We start from the raw sequence: 18315 nt of genomic DNA, 5'->3' as shown, positions 1-18315 counted from the left end.
CCGCTACATCCATTCGACCAGTTGGATGATCACCCCGTTGGGGTCACTCATCTGGAAGTAGCGTTCGCCCCAGGGCTCGGTTTCGATGGGCGTCACGATCGGGACGCCCTCCGCCTGCAGTCGCTCGTATTCGGCGTCGATACCGTCGACGACGAGCGCGATCAGCAACCCCTGGCCGGCGTCACCGGCGATCCGCGCAGGCTTGAAGGTTTCCAGTCCGGTCTTCAGGAAGACGAGGTTGAAGCCCACGTCCGCACGCTTCAGTGACACGAAGCCCTCGGCGGCCATCTCCTCGACGAAGCCCAGGTGGGACTTGGCGAACTCGGCCGACGCACTGGGGTCTGCGACGTTCAGCGACAGTGCGCTCGCGGTGACCTTCATGGTGGTGTCCTTTCGTTGACGACACCCCACTAACGTACGCCGTACGACATTAGTTCCCGGGCGCCCGCATCACATCGCGAGCAGGCCCTTCGCGATGTGCGTCACCTGGATCTCGTTGCTGCCTGCGTAGATCATCAGCGACTTCGCGTCGCGCGCGAGTTGCTCGACCCGGTACTCGGCCATGTACCCATTGCCGCCGAACAACTGCACCGCCTCCATCGCCACCTCCGTAGCCGCCCGCGAGGAGTAGAGCTTCATCGCCGACGCCTCCGCGAGGCTCACCTGATCGCCCGCCGCGGTGCGTTCGATGGCGTTGAAGACCATGTTCTGCACGTTGATGCGGGCGATTTCCATCTCGGCGAGCTTGAGCTGGATGAGCTGGAACTGGGCGATCTCCTTGCCCCACAACTTGCGGGACTTGGCGTAGTCGATGCACAGCCGGTGACACTCGTTGATGATCCCGAGCGACAGCGACGCGATGCCGATCCGTTCGGCCGCGAAGCTCTCCTTCGCGCTGGACTTGCCGTCGGACTTTCCGCCGTCCTCCGTCTCGCCGAGCAGACGGTCGCGGGTGAGGCGCACGTTGTCGAAGAACAGTTCTCCGGTGGGCGAGGAGTTCATGCCCATCTTCTTGAACGGCGCACCCTGAGTGAGCCCCTCCATGCCCGCGTCGAGGACGAAGGCGAGAACCTTCCGGTCGCGGCGGTCGACGGACGAGTCTCCCTCGTCGAGCTTCGCGTAGACGATGATGACGTCGGCGTAGGGACCGTTGGTGATGAACGTCTTCTGCCCGTTGAGGATGTAGTCGTCACCGTCGCGGCGCACGTACGACTTCATGCCGCCGAACGCGTCCGAGCCGGAGTCGGGCTCGGTGATGGCCCACGCTCCGACCTTCTCGAACGTGACCAGGCCGGGCAGCCACCGCTCCTTCTGCGCCAGCGTCCCGCGACTGCGGATGGTGCCCGCCGCCAGCCCGAGGCTCACCCCGAGCGAGGCGACGAGCCCGAGGCTGACGCCGGCCAACTCGGCGTTCATGATCACGCCCATGCTGCCCGCACCGCCGAGCCCGCCGGACTTCTCTTCCTTCGCGCCGGACGCGGCCCCACTGCGTTCGCGGTCCAGCGACTTCGTCAGCGCATCACGGGCCATCTCGTCCAGACCGAAGGTGGCGAAGAGTTTGCGGATGATGTCGAACGGAGGCAGCTCACCGGTCTCCAACTTGTCGACGTGCGGTCGAATTTCCTTGTCGATGAAACCGCGGATCGCGTCGCGGAACATCAGGTCGGTATCTGACCACTCATACATGCCGGGCACTCCAGTCACTGAGAGAAAGGGTTGCCGCAAATATAGAACACGTTCCTATTCTTGGACAGGTGTGCCGGTCAGAACGAGCCGCCGTCCGTTTCACCGATCCCGAGCCACGTCGACCTCAGCCGGTCGAGGGTGCCGTCCGCGGCCAGGGTGCCCTGCGCCGACTCGATACGGTCGCGCAGCGCGTCATCACCCGTGCGTACGGCGACAGCGATCTCCTCGCGGGAGATTCCTCGTTCGACCACCTCCACGTGCGGGCGGTCCCGGACGAGCCAGGTGAGGACAGGCGCGAGCTTCATCACGGCATCGCACCCGCCCGAGGACAGATCGTCGAGAGCCTGCCCGATCCGGTCGTACGCGTACACCCGGATCGCGCCCGCGCGGCCCTCCGCAACCAGTCCCTCCACGATCGGCTGACTCGTGTTGCCGTGCTGGACACCGACGGTGAGACCGCCCAGGTCGTCCACCCCGCGCACTCCCGGATGCCGCGACGTGTCGACGGCGAGGGACTGACCCGACACGAGGTACGGAGCGCAGAAATCCGCGCGCGCCCTCCGCTGCGGCGTCACAGTGGTTCCCGAGGCGATGCAGTCGAATTCACCGTCCGCCAGCGCATCGAAGATGCCGTTGAAGTCGGTGCCCCGGTACGGGACGAGCAACCATTCGAGGCCGAGCACCTGCGCGACGGCCCGCGTGAACTCGACATCGAAACCCGCCGGAGCCCCGCCGTCCCGGAACTCGAACGGCGGGTCGGGCAACGCCGAACCCACCCGCAGTATGTGCGCTGCCGCCGTCATCCCATCCCTCTCCGCCGCGACGAGTGCCTACGAGCCGATCAGCCCCAACCGCTGTGCCAGCCACGGCAGTTCCTTCTCCAGTCCGGCAGACCACACCGCGAAGCTGTGCCCGCCCGGCACTTCCACGTACTGCACGTCCATGCCCGCGTTCTTCGCGGCCTGATAGACCTTCTGGGCCCCCGGCTTGTAGGCGTCGTCGTCGCTGCCGATCACGAAGACCCCGGCCGAATCCGGGTACTGCTTCGACGCCATCAGATCGAGTGGGTTGACCCGCTTGAACGCCGCCTCGTCACCGCCGAATCCGTCGTCGAGGGTGCGCTGGTGGTCGCCGAGCGTGGGTTCTTCCTGACCCGAGATGTCGAGGAACGTCGGGTACACGTCGGGATAGTTGGTGGCCATCTGCAGCGAACACGTGCCGCCGTAGGAGAGGCCGCCGATGGCCCACGCCTTGGGGTCCGGATTCACCTGCAGGTTCGACTTCACCCAGGACGGAACGTCCTTCGCCAGATACGTGGCCACGTTGCCCAGCTTCGAATCGACACACAGAGGGTTCGCGATCTGCGAGCCGGTGCCGTCCGCCACCACCACGATCGGGGCCAGTCCCCCGTGTTTCGCGGCGAATTCGTTCATCGTGGTGGCGAGCTTGCCTCCGGCGAACCAGTCCTCCGGCGAACCGGGCTGACCGGCCAGCATCACGAGCACCGGCAGCAGGGGGCGCGGGTTGGCGAAGTAGGCGGGCGGGAGGTAGATCTCGGCATCGCGGGCGGCGAACCCCGACGCCGTTCCGGGGATGCCCGCCGTCAGGACCCGTCCCTCGCTCGGCATTCCGGGCGGGGCGGTCCACGACGCGTCGAGAGGCGTTCCCGTCACCACGTTCTCGGCGGTGCTGCCGAGGTCGTTCATCTGAACCCGGTCGAACGGCTCCGCCCCGAATGCCGTGCCCACCGTGGGGTAGGCGTCGAACACCAGGTTGATCTGCGTCGCGGACGCGAGAAGCACGGCGAGTACCGCGAGAACCGACACGACGGCGGCTTTCACCGTCCGGCCGGCGCGAATCCTCGGCACGAACAGGACGATCGCGAAGAGCCCCAGTCCGATCCACACGTAGATGGGGATCTCGATGGGGTCGGGGAACGGCCGGAGAACCTTCTCGACCATCACGTAGAGGACGACGGTGACGACCACCGACACGGCCAGGCAGATCGGAATCGCCTTCCTGCGGTACCACGGGGTGCGGGCGGCGAGCAGCCACACGCCGCCGAGCACACCGATCACCGTGAGGATCCAGGGCAGAGGCCCTGAGATCACGCTGAGGTCGCTGAGCCATTCCACGTCACGAAGCCTAGAGCGCGAACCCGCGCTGCGTCGGCGACTCGGAGCGACCGGTAAAATTGCCGGGGTGACATTCATCAAGGTGTGCGGTCTGCGAGACGAGACCTCCGTCGATCTGGCCGTGCGCCTCGGCGTCGACGCCGTGGGTTTCGTGTTCGCCGACAGCGTCCGCCGGATTTCCCCCGCGGACGCCGCGCCGCTGGTCCGCCGGGTCACCGGTCACACGGTCGCGGTGGGTGTGTTCAAGGGGAGTCCCGTGTCGGAGGTGATCGAGGTCGCCGCCGCGGCGGGTCTCGGAACCGTCCAGGTGCACGACCTGACGTCCGCCGACGACGTCGCCCGGTTGCGGGAGGCGGGGCTCGGCGTGATCCGTGCCGTGGTCGCCGGTGACACGTCGGGCGATTTCGGCGCCGACCGCATCCTCGTCGACGGGGCGACCGCCGGGGCGGGCGTGCCCTGGGACTGGGCGAACCAGAGCCGTCCCGACGGCGAGTGGATCCTCGCCGGCGGACTTCATCCGGGCAACGTGCGGGCCGCCGTCGACGCGACCGGCGCGTGGGGCGTCGACGTGTCGAGCGGCGTCGAATCGTCGCGTGGAGTGAAGGATGCGGCGCTGATCGAGCAGTTCGTCGCCGCCGTCCGGTCCGGCGACTGAGTCAGCCCGGCATCCCGGCCACGGAATCTTCGACGTCCCACGACGCGAGCACCGTCCGGATGCCCACGACGAGCGCGAGCGGCTGGTCGATCATCACGTGGTGTCCGGCGTCGGGGATTTCGACGACCACCGCGGTGGGCCCGAATCGACGGCGCATGTCGTCCATCATGGCCTCGGTGACGATGCCGTTCTCGGCACGGAAGTAGGCGATGCGGCAGCGTGGGTCGGATCCGCCGAGGTGGTTGCTGCTGTGGCGCGCGAAGAACGTGGAATCGAACTTCCACGACCAGCCGCCGTCCACCTCCTCCATCGAGTTCTCGGCGACGTGACGCAGGACCGCGGGCACCGCGGTGTGCTGCGGCGGGACGAACCGGAACCGCTCGAGCGCCTCGGCCCTGGACGGGTAGACCTTCTTCGGACCGAAGGCACGCTGCTTGCGCGCTTCCTCCTCCTCCGGTGTGCGGGCGAGGACGGGCGAATCGATCAGCTGGACACCGGCCAGATCCTCGCCGAACAGCTGCGCTGCCACGTAGGACACCATGCCGCCCATGCTGTGCCCGACGAACACCGGCGCCCCCGAGATGCCCGCCGGCTTCGCCACCGCCAGGGCTTCCTCCGCCCACTGCTCCAGGCCGTACTCCGCGCGCCGGTCGCTGTCGCCGTGCCCGGTTAGGTCGAGTGCGACGACGCGACGGCCCGTGGCCAGCATGGGTGCCACATGGTCCCACCACCGACTGTGGGCGGCGCCGCCGTGCACGAGCACGATTCCGGGTGAGCCCGACGGCCCCCACGCACGGTAGTGGACCTGCGCCCCTGCGACGTCGACTCGGCCGGTGTCGACCGGCGACGCCAACGCCGTGGTGAACCAGTGGGGCGCGTCCGTCTGCACGTTGCTCATTCACCGAACATACCGACGACGCGCGGCCGTCCTCGACCGCCCTACAGAAGGTCGAGCATGGCCGTGACCGCGCGTTCGACCACCGGGAACTTGTCCGGGGCCAGGTCGTGGCGGGCCCCCTCGAGTTCGACGAGCGTCGTCGGTGCGGGGATCAGTTCGAGTGCCGACCGCATTTCGCCGGTGGTCGCGAACGGGTCCTTCGAACCGTGCACCACCACGGACGGGGTGCGGAGACCGGGCAGGTGCTCGGTCCGGAGCTTCTCCGGCTTGGCCGGTGGATGCAGCGGGTACGACAGCAACAACAGGGCGTCGACGAGACCCGGTCGCTCCGAAGCGAGCATGGACGCCTGCCGCCCGCCGTACGAGTGCCCGCCTGCCCACACCGGCGCCGACACCAGCTCCCGCATCACGGCCACCGCGGCCGCGATGCCGTCCCGATCCTCCGCCGCCTTCGACGGATGCGGAGGACCCGACGCGCGGCGCTGACGGAACGGGAGATCGAACCGCAGGACGACGACGCCCCGCTCCACGAACCCGTCGGTCACGGCACGCAACAGCTTTGTGTCGCAGTCACTTCCCGCTCCATGCGTCAGAACCAGCCCCGCCACCCCGTCACCCGTGGGGCGGTGGAGATGTCCGCGCACGCCGTCACGTTCCAGCAACTCGCTCATGCGGTTCACGGTAGTGGAATGTCGAGCTACTCCGGGGTGAGCAACTCCGCGAGTTCCTCGCACAGCTGGTTCGCGAGGTCGTTGGCGCGTGGCACGACGCCCATGCTCCAGTACCCGTGCAGCATGCCCGGCGAGATCCGGAGTCGCACCGGCACGCCGGCGGCCTCCAGCGCAGCGGCGTACGCGGGGGCGTGATCTCGGAGCGGATCGCATTCGGCCCCGCACACGATGGCGGGTGCCACCCCCGTCAGATCGCCCTCGATCGGCGAGACGCGGGGGTCCGACGACAGTCTGCGGTCTTCGAGGTAGCCGGCCCCCATGTCCTCGTTTGCCGGCATCCTGAGGAAATACCCGTCGGCGAGTTCGTCCATCTACGGGTAACGCTTCGCGAAATGCACCGGCACGTACAGCAGCAGTTGTGCCCGCAGCGGAAGTTGCGCGTCGCGGGCCGCCAAGGCCATCGACGCCGCGAGATTGGCGCCCGCGCTGTCTCCGGCGACGGCAACTCGGGACGCGTCACCGCCCAGCTGATCGATGGTGTCGTGGATCCAGTGGAGCGATGCCAGGCAGTCGTCGTAGCCGGCCGGGAACGGGTGTTCCGGCGCCAGCCGGTAGTCGACGGCGACGACGACGGAGCCGGTTCGAGCGCAGACGCGTCGAGCGTGTGACTCGTGCGAATCGAGGCCGCCCATCACCCAGCCACCGCCGTGCAGGTACAGGACGGTCGGCTGAGTCGACTCCTCCGTGTCCGGCCGGTAGATGCGGGCGGGGATGCCGCCGGCAGGACCCGGGACGGTGACGTTCTCGACTTCTCGTACCTCGAGCAGTTCGGGCTCGAAGTAGAGGGCACGCATCTCGTCGATGCGCTTGCGGGCGCCTTCGATCGTCGTCTGGGGACCTGCGGCGGCGTCCCAGTCGTTCAACTTGTCCAGTAGTACGGCCATGTCGGGGTCGAGCGTCATGATTCTCCTCGTGATGGGGAACCGCACCGAGGCGGTTCGGGGAACGATTACTTCTTGCCCAGGTCGGTGATCGCGACGCTGCCCGTCTCCGGGGCGGTCACCGCCGAGAGGCCGGCCACCAGCAGGCAGACGGAGCCGAACGCGGCCACCGGTATCCACCCGTGCGTGCCGGTTCCGAGCAGCGCATAGCCGATGCTCGGGGCGAAGCCCGCGAAGGCGAACCCGATCTGCGTCGAGATGGCGATGCCGGAGAACCGCACTCGGGTATCGAACATTTCCGCGAAGAAGGTCGGACCGACACCGCTGACACCGGATGCGGCGGCACCGAAGAAGGCCGACACCGCGAAGATCAAGGGAACGGAACCGATGCTCATCGCCTCGAAGTAGAAGAAGAACGCGGCGATGGCGCCGACGATTCCGGCGAGATACACGGGCCGGCGGCCGATCCGGTCTCCCAGCATCGCCCAGAGGGGAATGGCGAACAGCTGCATGATGTTTGCGATGACGCCCGCCCACAGCAGGGTCTGCCGTTCGAGCCCGGCCTCACCGGTACCGTAGGCGAGCGCGAAGACCGTCATGATCGTGCCCGACACGGCGAAGAGCGAGCACGCGATCACCCGGAGCATCTGCAGCCGATAGTTCGTGAACAGTTCGACGACGGGTATCTCGACCAACTCGTTGTCGCGTTCCGCCTCCCGGAACACCGGTGTCTCCTCCATCGTCCGGCGGACGAACAGCGCGACGATCGTCAGGATTCCGCTGACGAGGAACGGGATTCGCCATCCCCACGTCATCAGCATGTCCTCGGGCAGCGCGGCGACGGGGATGAACGCCAGGGTCGCGATGAGCTGGCCCGCCTGGGTGCCGCTCATCGTGAAGCTGGTGTAGAACGCCCTCGAACCCTCCGGGGAATGCTCGAGGGTCAGCGAATTGGCGCCACTCTGCTCGCCCGCTGCCGACGCACCCTGCATGAGGCGAAGAACCACCAGCAGGATCGGCGCCGCGATTCCGATGCTCGCGAAGCCCGGCAGGCATCCGATGAGGAACGTCGAGACGCCCATCAGGACCAGCGTGAAGACGAGCACACGCTTGCGCCCGACGCGGTCGCCGTAGTGTCCGAGCGCGACGGCCCCGATCGGGCGTGTATCCGACGCCGAATGTCGCCAGTGCCGCCAACGTGCCGGTCGCCGGACTCTCCGACGGAAAGAAGACCGTCGGGAAGATCAGGGCGGCCGCCGACCCGTAGATGAAGAAGTCGTAGTACTCGACGAGCTGCCGAGGAAACTCGCGAAAGCCGCCTTGCGCGGCTGACGCGCGGGCACACTCGCCGGGGTACCGACAGGCTGCTGCGCGTCCGGGTGCGCAGCAGAACCAGCTCGTACGCTCATGGGAGGCCTTTCGGACCGGAGTGGAGGTGATGACGTGCCGCGGATCACACCACCGCTGCGCCGACGACTCTGCCAAACCCCTTCATCACAGTCCAAGATCAACTTGGCATACTTTCGATAAGCTCTACTTATCGATCCCGTGGATCGTCGGCATGAGCTCCTCCGCGAGCGCGAGGACGGTCTCGAGCAACGGTGTCAGGGGCCTGTCCGCCCACGCCAGTGCCCCGCGAATTCGGTGGCGACCGCCGTCCGTGGGCACGACGACGGCGTCGGCTGCTCCGGCGCGATGAGAACTCACCGGGATGAGTGACACCCCCACGCCGGCCGCGACCAGTGCGGTCAGTGTCGATCCATCCGACGTTTCCTGCGCGATCTCCGGCGTGAACCCCGCGTCGTGACATGCGGCCAGCACGTCCAGACGGAGTGTGGATCCCGACGACGCGGGGTTGGTGACGAACGGATCGTCGCGCAGTTCGGACAGCGAGATCTCCGAGCGTTTCGCCAGTCGGTGGTCGGCATGGAGCAGCGCCCCCAGTGGCTCGATCGAGATCACTCTCGTCCGAATCTCGGGATGCGACAGAGCCGCCGAGACGAAACCGAGATCGAGCTTGCCGGAATAGATGTCGTCGAGGATCAGCCCACTCGGTCTCGCCCCGTCGAGAACCAGCTCGAGCTTCGGATACCTCTTGCGCACGGTGCGGGCGAACAGGGGCAGCTTCGACTGGCCGTAGGCACCGCTGAATCCGACCCGAACACGCCCCTCCTCCGCAGGATTGCCCGCCGACGCCGACTGCTCGGCCCAGGCAACGGCTTTGAGCGCGGCCCGGCAGGGTTCGAGAAACTGCTCGCCAGCGGCGGTCAGCCGAATCGGTCGCGTACCGCGGTCGAACAGCTTCACTCCGAGATGCCTCTCCAGCTGCTGGATCTGCTGGCTGACCGCGGGCTGGGCTATACGTAACGACTCGGCGGCCCGGCCGTAGTTCGACACCTCGGCTACGGCGAGGAACGCGCGCATCCAGCGGATCTCCATGCCCGCACCCTATGTCGTGTCGAAATACGACGGTTGATTGCGATTGGCTCTCGGTCTGTTTGCCGGGTTTCAGCGCGGGGTACTTTAACAACACAACCGCTGGGAGTAACCAATGGACACCATGACTGTCATCTGGATCATCGTCGCGATCGTCGTCGTTCTCGCCCTGATCGCGCTGGCCGTTGCGGCATCGCGCAAGCGGAACCAGCGCCACCGTCAGCAGGCCGACAGCATCCGCGCAAACGCGCAGGAGCAGACGTCCGTCGTCGAGAAGCGCGAGGCGATCGCGGAGGAAACTGCAGCCAACGCCAGAAGGGCTCAAGCAGAGGCCGAGGCCAAGGCGGCAGAGGCCAAGAGACTGCAGGTCGATGCGCAGACGCACAAGAACACGGCGACCACGTCCCGTGACGACCTGAAGCACGAGTGGCAGCGCGCCGACGAGCTCGATCCCGACGTGAAGAAGACGGACACTGCGACGAACGACGCCAGGGCCACCGATGCTCGAACCACGGGCGCGGGGCCCACGAACACTCGGGCCACCGACGCTCGAACCACGGGCGCAGGGCCTGCCAACGGTCGCCCCAACGGCACGGACTCCACGAATACTCATGGAGCACACGCGAAGCCGACCGACACGTCGTCGACATAGCGTTCGAGTACGACATGTGCACCGGCTCGGCGCCGGTGCCCACACGGGAGGTCGGAAATGCGTATCGGACGGCTCGTGACGCTCATCGTGATCATCTGGCTGATCATCGGCGCCGTTGCCGTGTGGCAGCGCGGTTACTTCAAGGACACGGCGGCCGATTGCGCCAGCGCCGGAACGATCGCGGTCACGGTGATCGCCGGCCCACTCAACTACGCGGGTGTGAACCCGAAGATCGATTGTGAAGTGCCGCAACCGAGTCAGTAGTTCCAGACCGTCAACCGAAAGAGGGAAGACCGTGATCGTTCTCGGGATCATCCTGCTCGTCATCGGCCTCGTCGCGGGGATTTCCATCCTCACGACGATCGGAATCATCCTTCTCGTCATCGGCCTCGTGCTACTCGTGCTGGGCACGACGGGCCGCGCGGTCGGCGGGCGGAAGTACTGGTATTGACGCCCGGCGACCATCCGCCAGACGTAATCAATCATTGACATTATCAATGATTGATAGATAGGTTTCTTTCGAGTATGCATGCGTGCGCCGCACGCGTGCGGTCGAAAGGAACCTCACATGTCTTCGGTTGCACTGGAACGGACCATCTTCGACGCCGATCACGATGCGTTCCGGGAAACGGTGCGCCGGTTCGCCGAACGTGACGTGGCCCCGCATCTTCGTGACTGGGCCGAGGCGGGACAGGTGGACCGGGACCTCTACCGTCAGGCCGGCAAGCTCGGGCTCCTCGGGATCAATGTCGAGGAACGTTTCGCCGGCGGCGGCATCGACGACTTCCGTTTCAACGCCATCGTCATCGAGGAGCTCTGCCGCGTCGGGGCCCCCGCCGTGGTGATGGGCCTGGCGGGCATCAACGACCTCGTGACGCCGTACCTCGTCTCGCTGGCGAACGAGGAGCAGAAGCATCGGTTCCTGACCCCCTTGTGCACCGGCGAGAAGATCGGCGCCATCGCCATGACCGAGCCGGGGGCGGGTAGCGACCTGGCCGCGATCTCCACGACCGCCCTCCCCGACGGCGACGACCTGGTCCTCAACGGCACCAAGATCTTCATCAGCAACGGAATGCTCGCCGACTTCGTGATCGTCGTGGCCAAGACGGATCCGGCGGCGGGCAAGAAGGGCGTGAGCCTGCTGGTGGTCGAAGACGGGATGGCCGGCTTCACCCGCAACGGACCGTTGCACAAGATCGGCCTGACCGCACAGGACACCGCCGAGCTGGTGTTCGACGACGTCCGCGTCCCCCGCGAGAACGTCCTGGGCGAGCCGAACGACGGCTTCGGCTACCTGCGCCACAATCTGCCCCAGGAACGCCTCAGCGTGGCCGTCACGTCCATGGCGTCGATGCGACGCACGTTCGACCAGGCTTTGACGTACAGCTGCGACCGCACAGCGTTCGGCCGGCGGGTGGCCGACTTCCAGGCCAACCGCTTCTACCTCGCGGAACTCGCCACCGAGATCGAGATCGCGCAGTGCTTCACGGACCGCTGCATCCTCGACGCCGCCAACGGCACGCTCGACGAGGTGACCGCGGCGATGGCCAAATGGTGGATCACCGAGCTGCAGCAACGGGTCGTCCAGCGCGCGGTTCAACTGCACGGCGGGTACGGATACATGCGCGAGTACGACGTCGCCCAGGACTATCTCGACTGCCGCGGCGGGCCGATCTACGCGGGGACCACCGAGATCATGAAGGAAATCATCGGGCGCAAGCTCACGCGTGCCTGACGGGTGCAGTTACCACAGAAGCGTTGGCGATCTCTTCCATTGACAAGTTCAATGATTAATGTTTAATTGTGATCCGCGCTACACGCGCGCTCCGCTCTGTTGTCCCACGCTTCGGCCAAGGAGTATCGATGACGGTCACCGCCACCGCCGACACCATGTCGGCCACCCAACGCAAGAAGGAAGTTCGCAGGGTGATCCTGTCGAGCTACCTGGGCAGCACCATCGAGTTCTACGACTTCCTGCTCTACGCCACCGCAGCGTCCCTCGTCTTCGGCCCGGTGTTCTTCGCCGATCTGGACCCCCTGGCCGCGAGCATCGCGTCGATGGGAACGTTCGCCGCCGGCTACGTCGCGCGCCCCCTGGGCGGAATCGTCTTCGGTCACTTCGGGGACACCGTCGGCCGCAAGGCCATGCTGCTGATCTCGATGACCGTCATGGGCATCGCCTCGTTCGCGATCGGGCTCATTCCCCCGCCGGAGATGATCGGCTCCTGGGCCGCGGTGATCCTCGTCCTCCTCCGCGTCTGCCAGGGACTCGCCGTCGGCGGCGAATGGGGTGGCGCAGCGCTGATGTCGCTCGAGCACGCCGAATCCGGCAAGCGCGGTTTCGCCGCGGCGTTCACCAACGCGGGCGCCCCCACCGGCGCACTGCTCGGCACGCTCGCGCTGGCGGCCGTGTCACTTCTCCCGGACGAGCAGTTCCTGACCTGGGGCTGGCGCATCCCGTTCCTGATCTCGGCGTTCATGCTGGCCCTCGGCCTGTTCATCCGGTCCAAGGTGTCGGAGAGCCCGCTGTTCACGGCGGCGCTGAAGGAATCCGCGAAGAAGGAAACCACCCCGCCCATCGTCACCATCCTGAAGCGGCCCCGCGCGGTCGTCGTGGCGTCGATGAGCTGCATCGCGAGCTTCGGAATGCAAACCGCGTTCACCACGTTCGCCATCACCTACGCCGTGTCGAGCGGCGCCGCGCGGTCCGACGCGCTACTGGCGTTCTCCTTCTGCCAGTTCTGCGCGATCTTCCTGGTCCTCGGATCGGCGCGACTGTCCGACCAGATCGGCCGCCGCCCGGTCATGCTCGCGGGACTCGGCGCGATGATCCTCAGCGTCTACCCCCTCTTCCTGCTGCTGAGCACGGGACAGTTCCTGTTCATCGCGCTCGCCTTCGTCGGCTACACCATCTGCCACTCGGCCACCTACGGTCCGATGGCCGCGTTCATCTCCGAGCAGTTCGGCACCCGGGCGCGCTACACCGGTGCGTCGCTCGGATATCAGCTGGCCACCCTCATCGGTGCGGGATTCACCCCCGTCATCCTGGCGTCGCTGTTCGCGTCGTCCGGTAAATCGATCCTCCCGGTCGGGCTGTTCATCATCGCACTGTGCGTGGTCAGCGCCGTCTTCCTCGTCGCGACGAAGGAGAGCAAGGACAACGACCTGACCGCCGACACTCCGTCGGCCTGACACACCACCCCGCCACAAGCTCGAGAGTAGTTTCGAAGAGAACGAGGAGTCACCATGGACAACGAAGGCATCGGCTCGTGGCTCGAGCGCCGCATCACCATGACGCCGAAGAACGAGGCGCTCGTCTTCGACGGACGGGCCGTCACGTACGAGGAGATGGCCCTGCGGACACGCCGACTCGCCCACGGCCTGCGCGCCCTCGGCGTCGAGAAGGGTGACTGCGTCGGCTTCTTCGGGTTCAACGACCCGGCAGCGCTCGAGGTGATGTTCGCGGCCGGGCTGCTCGGCGCCACGTATCTCCCGCTCAATGCACGCCTCACCGCCGAGGAAGCGCGCTTCGTGCTCGGCGATTCACGCTGCACCACAGTGATCTTCGGCGATCAGCAGGCCGACGTCGCGCAGGAGCTGGCGCAGTCGGACACCCCGGTCACCACCTGGATCGGCCTGGGCGACTCGTGGTCCACCCACACGTACGAGGGCGTGCGCGCCGGGCAGCCGGACACCCGCATCGACGAACAGGTCGGCCTCGACGACCTGTCCGTACTGATGTACTCGTCGGGCACCACCGGCGCACCGAAAGGCGTCATGCTCAGCCACGGCAACATGCTGTGGAACGCACTGAACCAGCTTCTCGCCCAGGACATTACGTCGAAGGAACGCACTCTGTCGGTGGCGCCGCTGTTCCACATCGGCGGGATCGGCGGTGCCGTCACACCCACGCTGCTCAACGGCGGCACCGTGGTGCTGCTGCGCAAGTTCGATGCCGGCGTCGTCCTCGACACGATCGAGAAGGAACGCATCACCACGTTCTTCGCCGTCCCCACGATGATCCAGGAACTCTGGCACCACCCCCGGTTCGCGGACGCCGACCTGTCCAGCCTGCGGGCCATCTGCGTCGCCGGGGCTCCCCTGCCCGAAGCGCTCATCTCCCCGTGGCAGGACCGGGACGTCGCGATCACGCAGGCGTACGGCCTGACGGAGACCGCGCCGTCGGTGACCATGCTGTCGAGTGCGGACGTGCGCACCAAGATCGGTTCCGCCGGTAAGCGGACGTTCTTCACCGACGTCGACGTCGTACGCCCGGACGGGTCGAGCGCCGAACCGAACGAGATCGGCGAGATCGTCGCCAAGGGCCCGAACGTGATGCTCGGCTACCTGAATCAGCCCGAGGCGACCGCCCGCACCATCGTCGACGGCTGGCTGCACACCGGCGACGCCGGCTACTTCGACGACGAAGGCTTCCTCTTCATCTGCGACCGCTACAAGGACATGTACATCTCGGGCGGCGAGAACGTCTACCCCGCCGAGGTCGAGGCTGCGCTGCTGAAACTGGACGGCATCCGGGAGGCGGCGGTCATCGGCGTCCCCCACGAGAAGTGGGGTGAGACCGGCATGGCCTTCGTCGTCGCCGCCGACGGCACGACACTCGACGAGGAGACGGTCCGCGCCCGGCTGCGAGAAAAGCTCGCGGGGTTCAAGATTCCCACATTCATCCAGATCGCGGAGGCACTCCCCCGCACCGCCACCGGTAAGATCCGCAAACCCGACCTGCGCAAGCTTGCCGCTTCGCAGCCTGTGAGTACTTCTTGACCGCGGGCGGTTAACAAGTACTCACGAGCGCGTCAGCGCACCAGGTTCAGGGCACGCGACCACAACTGCTCGACGACGCCCATCTCGACTGGGTCCGCCGGCAGCGCGCCGACGTTCCGTTGATGACCAGCGTGTGCACCGGTTCCCTGGTCTACGCAAAAGCCGGCCTGCTGAAAGGCAGACCGGCTACGACGCATGCCGCTTCGCGACCCGTGAGTACTTGTTAACCGCGGACGGTTAATAAGTACTCACGGGCGCGTCAGCGCACCACGGACAGCGACACGCGGCTGGGGTGACGCGGCCCCGTGTGCACGGTCTGGTGGGCGACCACGGATTCCGATGATTCGTAGGCGGATTCGCCGGTGTTGAGGTTGCGGTCCCAGCGGGGATGATTGCTGGACGTCACGTGGACCCGGATCCGCTCGCCCGGCTGGAACGTGACGGCCGTGGACCACAGGTCGATCGCGTACTCGTACACCTCCCCGGGCACGAGCAGGCTCGGTTCGGTGGACGTGTACGTCCCGGGGGTCCGGTAGGAGTCGCGGTAGCGGGCCCGCACCATGCCGTCGGTGAGCGTGATCGACGTGCCGTCCGCGGTCACCCGGCACAGTCGCACGACGAAATCGGTGTCGACCGCGCTGGACGACGCGAACAGCGTCGCGGACACCCGGCCGATCACCGTCAACGGCTCGGTGAGTGCCCCACCGGTGAAGACGAGAACGTCGTCGCGGGATTCGACGCGGCTCTGTTCCAGTGCGCCGGGCGCGAACGTTCCCGGCATCATCGTCGCCCCACCGACCGTCGGCACCGGATCCGCCGGGTCGTAGTCGTAGTCGACGCGCCCGTCGGTGTCCTCCGCGTCCGCGACGAGGGTTCCGCCTGGAGCGAGGAAGAGTTCGGCCGTCCGCGCGGGTTCCGGGAAGCGGTCGTACGTCCGCCACCGGTTCTCCCCCATCACGAAGATCCGGACGCGGGGCATGGTGGGTTCCTCGTCGCGGAGCACCGACGCGTACCACTGCGCGTGGACCGACGACAGGTCCTGACCCGAATCGAGCACCGCCTGATTCGCGGGACTTCCGAACACGACCGACCCACCGAGCCCGGAGAAGTTGGTGTGACTCCACGGGCCCACGATCAGGTACGGCGCGGGGGCCGCCCCGGAATCACTGTGCGCCAGTTGGCCGAAGTACTGGCCGAGGGTGCTGTTCACGAAGATGTCGTACCACCCGCCGATGTGCAGTGAGGGGAGGTCGACGGCCCGGTCGCTCGCGCTGTCCCACAGGTCGCGGGTGGGGTGATCGATCGGGAATCCGAGCGATTCGACGATCGGTGACGCGAAGAACGCCGGGGCGTCGGCGGCCATGTCGCGGACGGGGAGGGTGTCGAGGAACGTGTCCTCCGACATCGCCCGATCGATCCGGGCCCACGCTGCCCATTCGCGTTCGGCGCGGACGGGATCGGTGCGGGACAGTTTCGCGATCTCGGCCGGTCCGGCCGAGTGGTGCCCCCACCCGAGCCGGGCACCGAATTCCATCGCGCCGCCGCGCACGAGTCCACCGGACCGCGCATTGCCGCCTGCGGAGATGCCCGGGGCGATACCACGCAGGGCCGGCGGCTTCTCCTGGGCTGCACGCCACTGGGTTTCGGCGAAGTACGACCGCCCCCACATGCCCACGGCGCCGGTCGAGTACGGCAGTTCGGCGGCCCACTGAACCGTGTCGTAACCGTCCGGACCTTCGTTTTCGGACGGCACGAACTCGCCGTCCGAGCCAAACCTGCCGCGGACGTCCTGCATGATCACGACGAATCCGGCGGCTGCGACGGTGGTGGGGTTGAGGTAGCCCGAGTTCACGGACAGGTCGCGGCCGTACGGAGTGCGGGTGAGCAGTACTGGGAAACGTCCGGATCCGTTCGGGCGGTATACGGTCGAGCGCAGAACCACCCCGTCCCGCATCGTCGCCTCGATGTCGTTCTCGATCAGTACATCGTGTTTCACAGGTTCGGTCACTTTCGACGGGAGTTCGGTCATTTGCCGAGGTCGGTGGTGCTGGTCCGGTAGGTTTCGCGGACTGTGAGCGTGGTGAGTGCGCTGACCAGGCAGCAGCACGCGGTGAACACGGCCACCGGGATCCAGCCGTTCGGTCCGGGCCGGACGAGCGCCGCGGCGATGGTGGGGGCGAATCCGGTGGCCACCAGCGCCAGCTGCCCGGAGATCGCCATGCCCGAATAACGGATGCGCGTCTCGAACATCTCGGCGTACAGCGCGGGACCGACGGCGTTGACGAGCGAGTAGCCGGCCACCATCACGACGCACGCCGTGATCAGGATCAGGGCTGTCGAACGCTGGCTGACCGCCCAGAAGAATCCGGAGATGGCGACGGCGCAGACGAGGTTGCCGGTGATGAAGATCGGCTTGCGTCCGATCCGGTCGGCGAGAATCCCCGCGGCGGGCTGGGCCACGAGCGCGAGTGCGGCGGTGAGCACGGTAGCGCCGACCATGACGGTCCGGGACACACCGGCCTCGTGGGTGCCCCACGAGAGGGCGAAGGCACTGAAGATGGTGGAGACCACCGCGAACAGTCCGCACCCGACGACCCGCAGCACGCTCGGCCAGTGGTCGCGGAAGATCACCTTCGCCGGCATCTCCTTCGGCTCGTCGGTCGACACGGCCTCCTCGAACACCTCGCTCTCGGGCAGCATCCGGCGGATCACGAGCCCGGCGAGTGCGACGAAGATGCTGAGCAGGAACGGGATACGCCATCCCCAGCTGAGGAAGGCGTCCTCGCGCAGTCCGGAGAACACGAGGACGACCAGCGACGCCAGCAGCATTCCTGCGGCGGCGCCGGTGTTCACCCAGCTGGCCGCGAGCGCCCGGCGGTGGGCGGGTGCGTGTTCGAGCGCCAGGGACGCGGCTCCCGCCGACTCGCCTGCCGCCGACGCGCCCTGAACGGCCCGGAGCAGCACCAGCAGGATCGGCGCTGCGACGCCGATCGCCCCGTATGTCGGCAGGCAGCCGATGAGCGACGTGGCCACACCCATCATCACGAGCGTGACCACCAGCATCCGCTTACGCCCGAGCGTGTCTCCGAAGTGCCCGAAGACGAGGGCTGCGAGAGGTCGGACGACGTAACCGATCCCGATGGTCGCCATCGACACGATGGTCCCCCAGAACGAGCCGAGGTCCGGGAAGAACAGGGTGTTGAACGCGAGCGCGGAGAAGGAGGCGTAGATGAAGAAGTCGTAGTACTCGAGTGTGCTGCCCACGAATGAGGCCAGGGCTGCCCGGCGCGCGTGGGGCGACCGGACGCGGGTGTCGGCGCGTACGACGCGGCCGTCGAATGTGGAAGTCATGTGGTTCCTACCTGAATATGAAGGGCATCCGGGAGTTCGGAGAGGCCTCGAGGCGGGTGCGGCACCGGGGATCGGAGTTGTCCAGGTCACATCCGCTGCCACCGAGGG

Annotated in this window: 16 protein-coding genes and 3 pseudogenes; 8 read left to right on the top strand and 11 right to left on the bottom strand. The window is 67.0% G+C overall.

Going from position 1 to position 18315, the window contains the following annotated elements:
* Positions 1 to 3 precede the first annotated feature (3 nt).
* From PSR88_RS26195 to PSR88_RS26180, 4 genes are all read right to left on the bottom strand, one after another.
* Complete coding sequence (locus PSR88_RS26195) at positions 4 to 381, bottom strand: VOC family protein (RefSeq protein ID WP_009478176.1); 378 nt, start codon at positions 379 to 381, stop codon at positions 4 to 6.
* A 69-nt stretch (positions 382 to 450) separates the two neighbouring features.
* Positions 451 to 1686 carry an acyl-CoA dehydrogenase family protein gene (locus tag PSR88_RS26190; protein WP_009478175.1) on the bottom strand — a complete coding sequence of 412 codons (1236 nt, stop codon included), beginning with the start codon at positions 1684 to 1686 and terminating at the stop codon, positions 451 to 453.
* A 77-nt stretch (positions 1687 to 1763) separates the two neighbouring features.
* Positions 1764 to 2489: an ABC transporter substrate-binding protein gene (locus PSR88_RS26185; protein ID WP_016883817.1), complete on the bottom strand. Its 726-nt coding sequence runs from the start codon at positions 2487 to 2489 to the stop codon at positions 1764 to 1766.
* A 27-nt stretch (positions 2490 to 2516) separates the two neighbouring features.
* Positions 2517 to 3821, bottom strand: coding sequence for an alpha/beta hydrolase (locus tag PSR88_RS26180; RefSeq protein ID WP_016883818.1), 1305 nt, complete (start codon positions 3819 to 3821; stop codon positions 2517 to 2519).
* 67 nt (positions 3822 to 3888) lie between these two features.
* Here PSR88_RS26180 and PSR88_RS26175 point away from each other — a divergent pair, with 67 nt between their 5' ends.
* The gene (locus PSR88_RS26175) at positions 3889 to 4476 is read left to right on the top strand and encodes a phosphoribosylanthranilate isomerase (protein WP_011597370.1); all 588 of its coding nucleotides are present in this window, start codon (positions 3889 to 3891) and stop codon (positions 4474 to 4476) included.
* A gap of 1 nt (position 4477) precedes the next feature.
* Here PSR88_RS26175 and PSR88_RS26170 read toward each other — a convergent pair whose 3' ends face one another.
* The 5 genes and pseudogenes from PSR88_RS26170 to PSR88_RS26150 all read right to left on the bottom strand — a co-directional run bounded on the left by PSR88_RS26170 (position 4478) and on the right by PSR88_RS26150 (position 9425).
* Positions 4478 to 5374: an alpha/beta fold hydrolase gene (locus PSR88_RS26170; RefSeq protein WP_016883819.1), complete on the bottom strand. Its 897-nt coding sequence runs from the start codon at positions 5372 to 5374 to the stop codon at positions 4478 to 4480.
* A 41-nt stretch (positions 5375 to 5415) separates the two neighbouring features.
* Positions 5416 to 6045, bottom strand: a complete 630-nt coding sequence (locus PSR88_RS26165) for an alpha/beta fold hydrolase (protein ID WP_411755671.1) — start codon at positions 6043 to 6045, stop codon at positions 5416 to 5418.
* A gap of 26 nt (positions 6046 to 6071) precedes the next feature.
* Positions 6072 to 6899 (bottom strand): annotated as a pseudogene (locus PSR88_RS26160) (alpha/beta hydrolase).
* Between the two features lie 155 nt (positions 6900 to 7054).
* A pseudogene (locus tag PSR88_RS26155) lies at positions 7055 to 8395 on the bottom strand (MFS transporter).
* Positions 8396 to 8519: 124 nt separating this feature from the next.
* The gene (locus tag PSR88_RS26150) at positions 8520 to 9425 is read right to left on the bottom strand and encodes a LysR family transcriptional regulator (RefSeq protein WP_016883821.1); all 906 of its coding nucleotides are present in this window, start codon (positions 9423 to 9425) and stop codon (positions 8520 to 8522) included.
* Positions 9426 to 9537: 112 nt separating this feature from the next.
* On the opposite strand from PSR88_RS26150, the gene PSR88_RS26145 reads away from it, so the two are divergent.
* The 7 genes and pseudogenes from PSR88_RS26145 to PSR88_RS26115 form a co-directional block, all read left to right on the top strand.
* Entirely contained in the window at positions 9538 to 10074 is a 537-nt protein-coding gene (locus PSR88_RS26145; RefSeq protein ID WP_016883822.1) for a hypothetical protein, read from the top strand.
* Positions 10075 to 10131: 57 nt separating this feature from the next.
* A complete protein-coding gene (locus PSR88_RS26140) occupies positions 10132 to 10338 on the top strand; it encodes a hypothetical protein (protein ID WP_011597364.1) in 207 nt (68 codons plus the stop codon).
* A 31-nt stretch (positions 10339 to 10369) separates the two neighbouring features.
* Positions 10370 to 10525: a DUF6131 family protein gene (locus PSR88_RS26135; RefSeq protein WP_007299239.1), complete on the top strand. Its 156-nt coding sequence runs from the start codon at positions 10370 to 10372 to the stop codon at positions 10523 to 10525.
* Between the two features lie 117 nt (positions 10526 to 10642).
* Positions 10643 to 11809 carry a dihydro-p-hydroxycinnamoy-CoA dehydrogenase gene (couH, locus tag PSR88_RS26130; RefSeq protein ID WP_016883823.1) on the top strand — a complete coding sequence of 389 codons (1167 nt, stop codon included), beginning with the start codon at positions 10643 to 10645 and terminating at the stop codon, positions 11807 to 11809.
* Between the two features lie 128 nt (positions 11810 to 11937).
* Entirely contained in the window at positions 11938 to 13266 is a 1329-nt protein-coding gene (gene couT / locus PSR88_RS26125) for a p-hydroxycinnamate MFS transporter (protein WP_016883824.1), read from the top strand.
* 54 nt (positions 13267 to 13320) lie between these two features.
* Entirely contained in the window at positions 13321 to 14856 is a 1536-nt protein-coding gene (gene couL / locus PSR88_RS26120; protein ID WP_016883825.1) for a p-hydroxycinnamoyl-CoA synthetase, read from the top strand.
* A 50-nt stretch (positions 14857 to 14906) separates the two neighbouring features.
* A pseudogene (locus tag PSR88_RS26115) lies at positions 14907 to 15062 on the top strand (DJ-1/PfpI family protein); the annotation flags it as partial.
* 53 nt (positions 15063 to 15115) lie between these two features.
* Here the strand turns inward: PSR88_RS26115 and PSR88_RS26110 are convergent.
* Together PSR88_RS26110 and PSR88_RS26105 are read right to left on the bottom strand one after the other, a co-directional pair.
* Positions 15116 to 16885 (bottom strand): CocE/NonD family hydrolase, encoded by a 1770-nt coding sequence (locus PSR88_RS26110; RefSeq protein WP_016883826.1) that lies wholly within the window; start codon positions 16883 to 16885, stop codon positions 15116 to 15118.
* A complete protein-coding gene (locus tag PSR88_RS26105; protein WP_016883827.1) occupies positions 16882 to 18207 on the bottom strand; it encodes an MFS transporter in 1326 nt (441 codons plus the stop codon). Before PSR88_RS26105 ends, PSR88_RS26110 begins: the two co-directional genes overlap by 4 nt.
* Positions 18208 to 18315: the final 108 nt, after the last annotated feature.

It is taken from the genome of Rhodococcus sp. DK176 (assembly GCF_038447315.2).
GTDB classification, from domain to species: Bacteria; Actinomycetota; Actinomycetes; order Mycobacteriales; family Mycobacteriaceae; genus Rhodococcus_F; species Rhodococcus_F jostii_A.
Note: the sequence above shows the minus strand (reverse complement) of the source record. Positions and strands in the feature narration are given on the sequence as shown.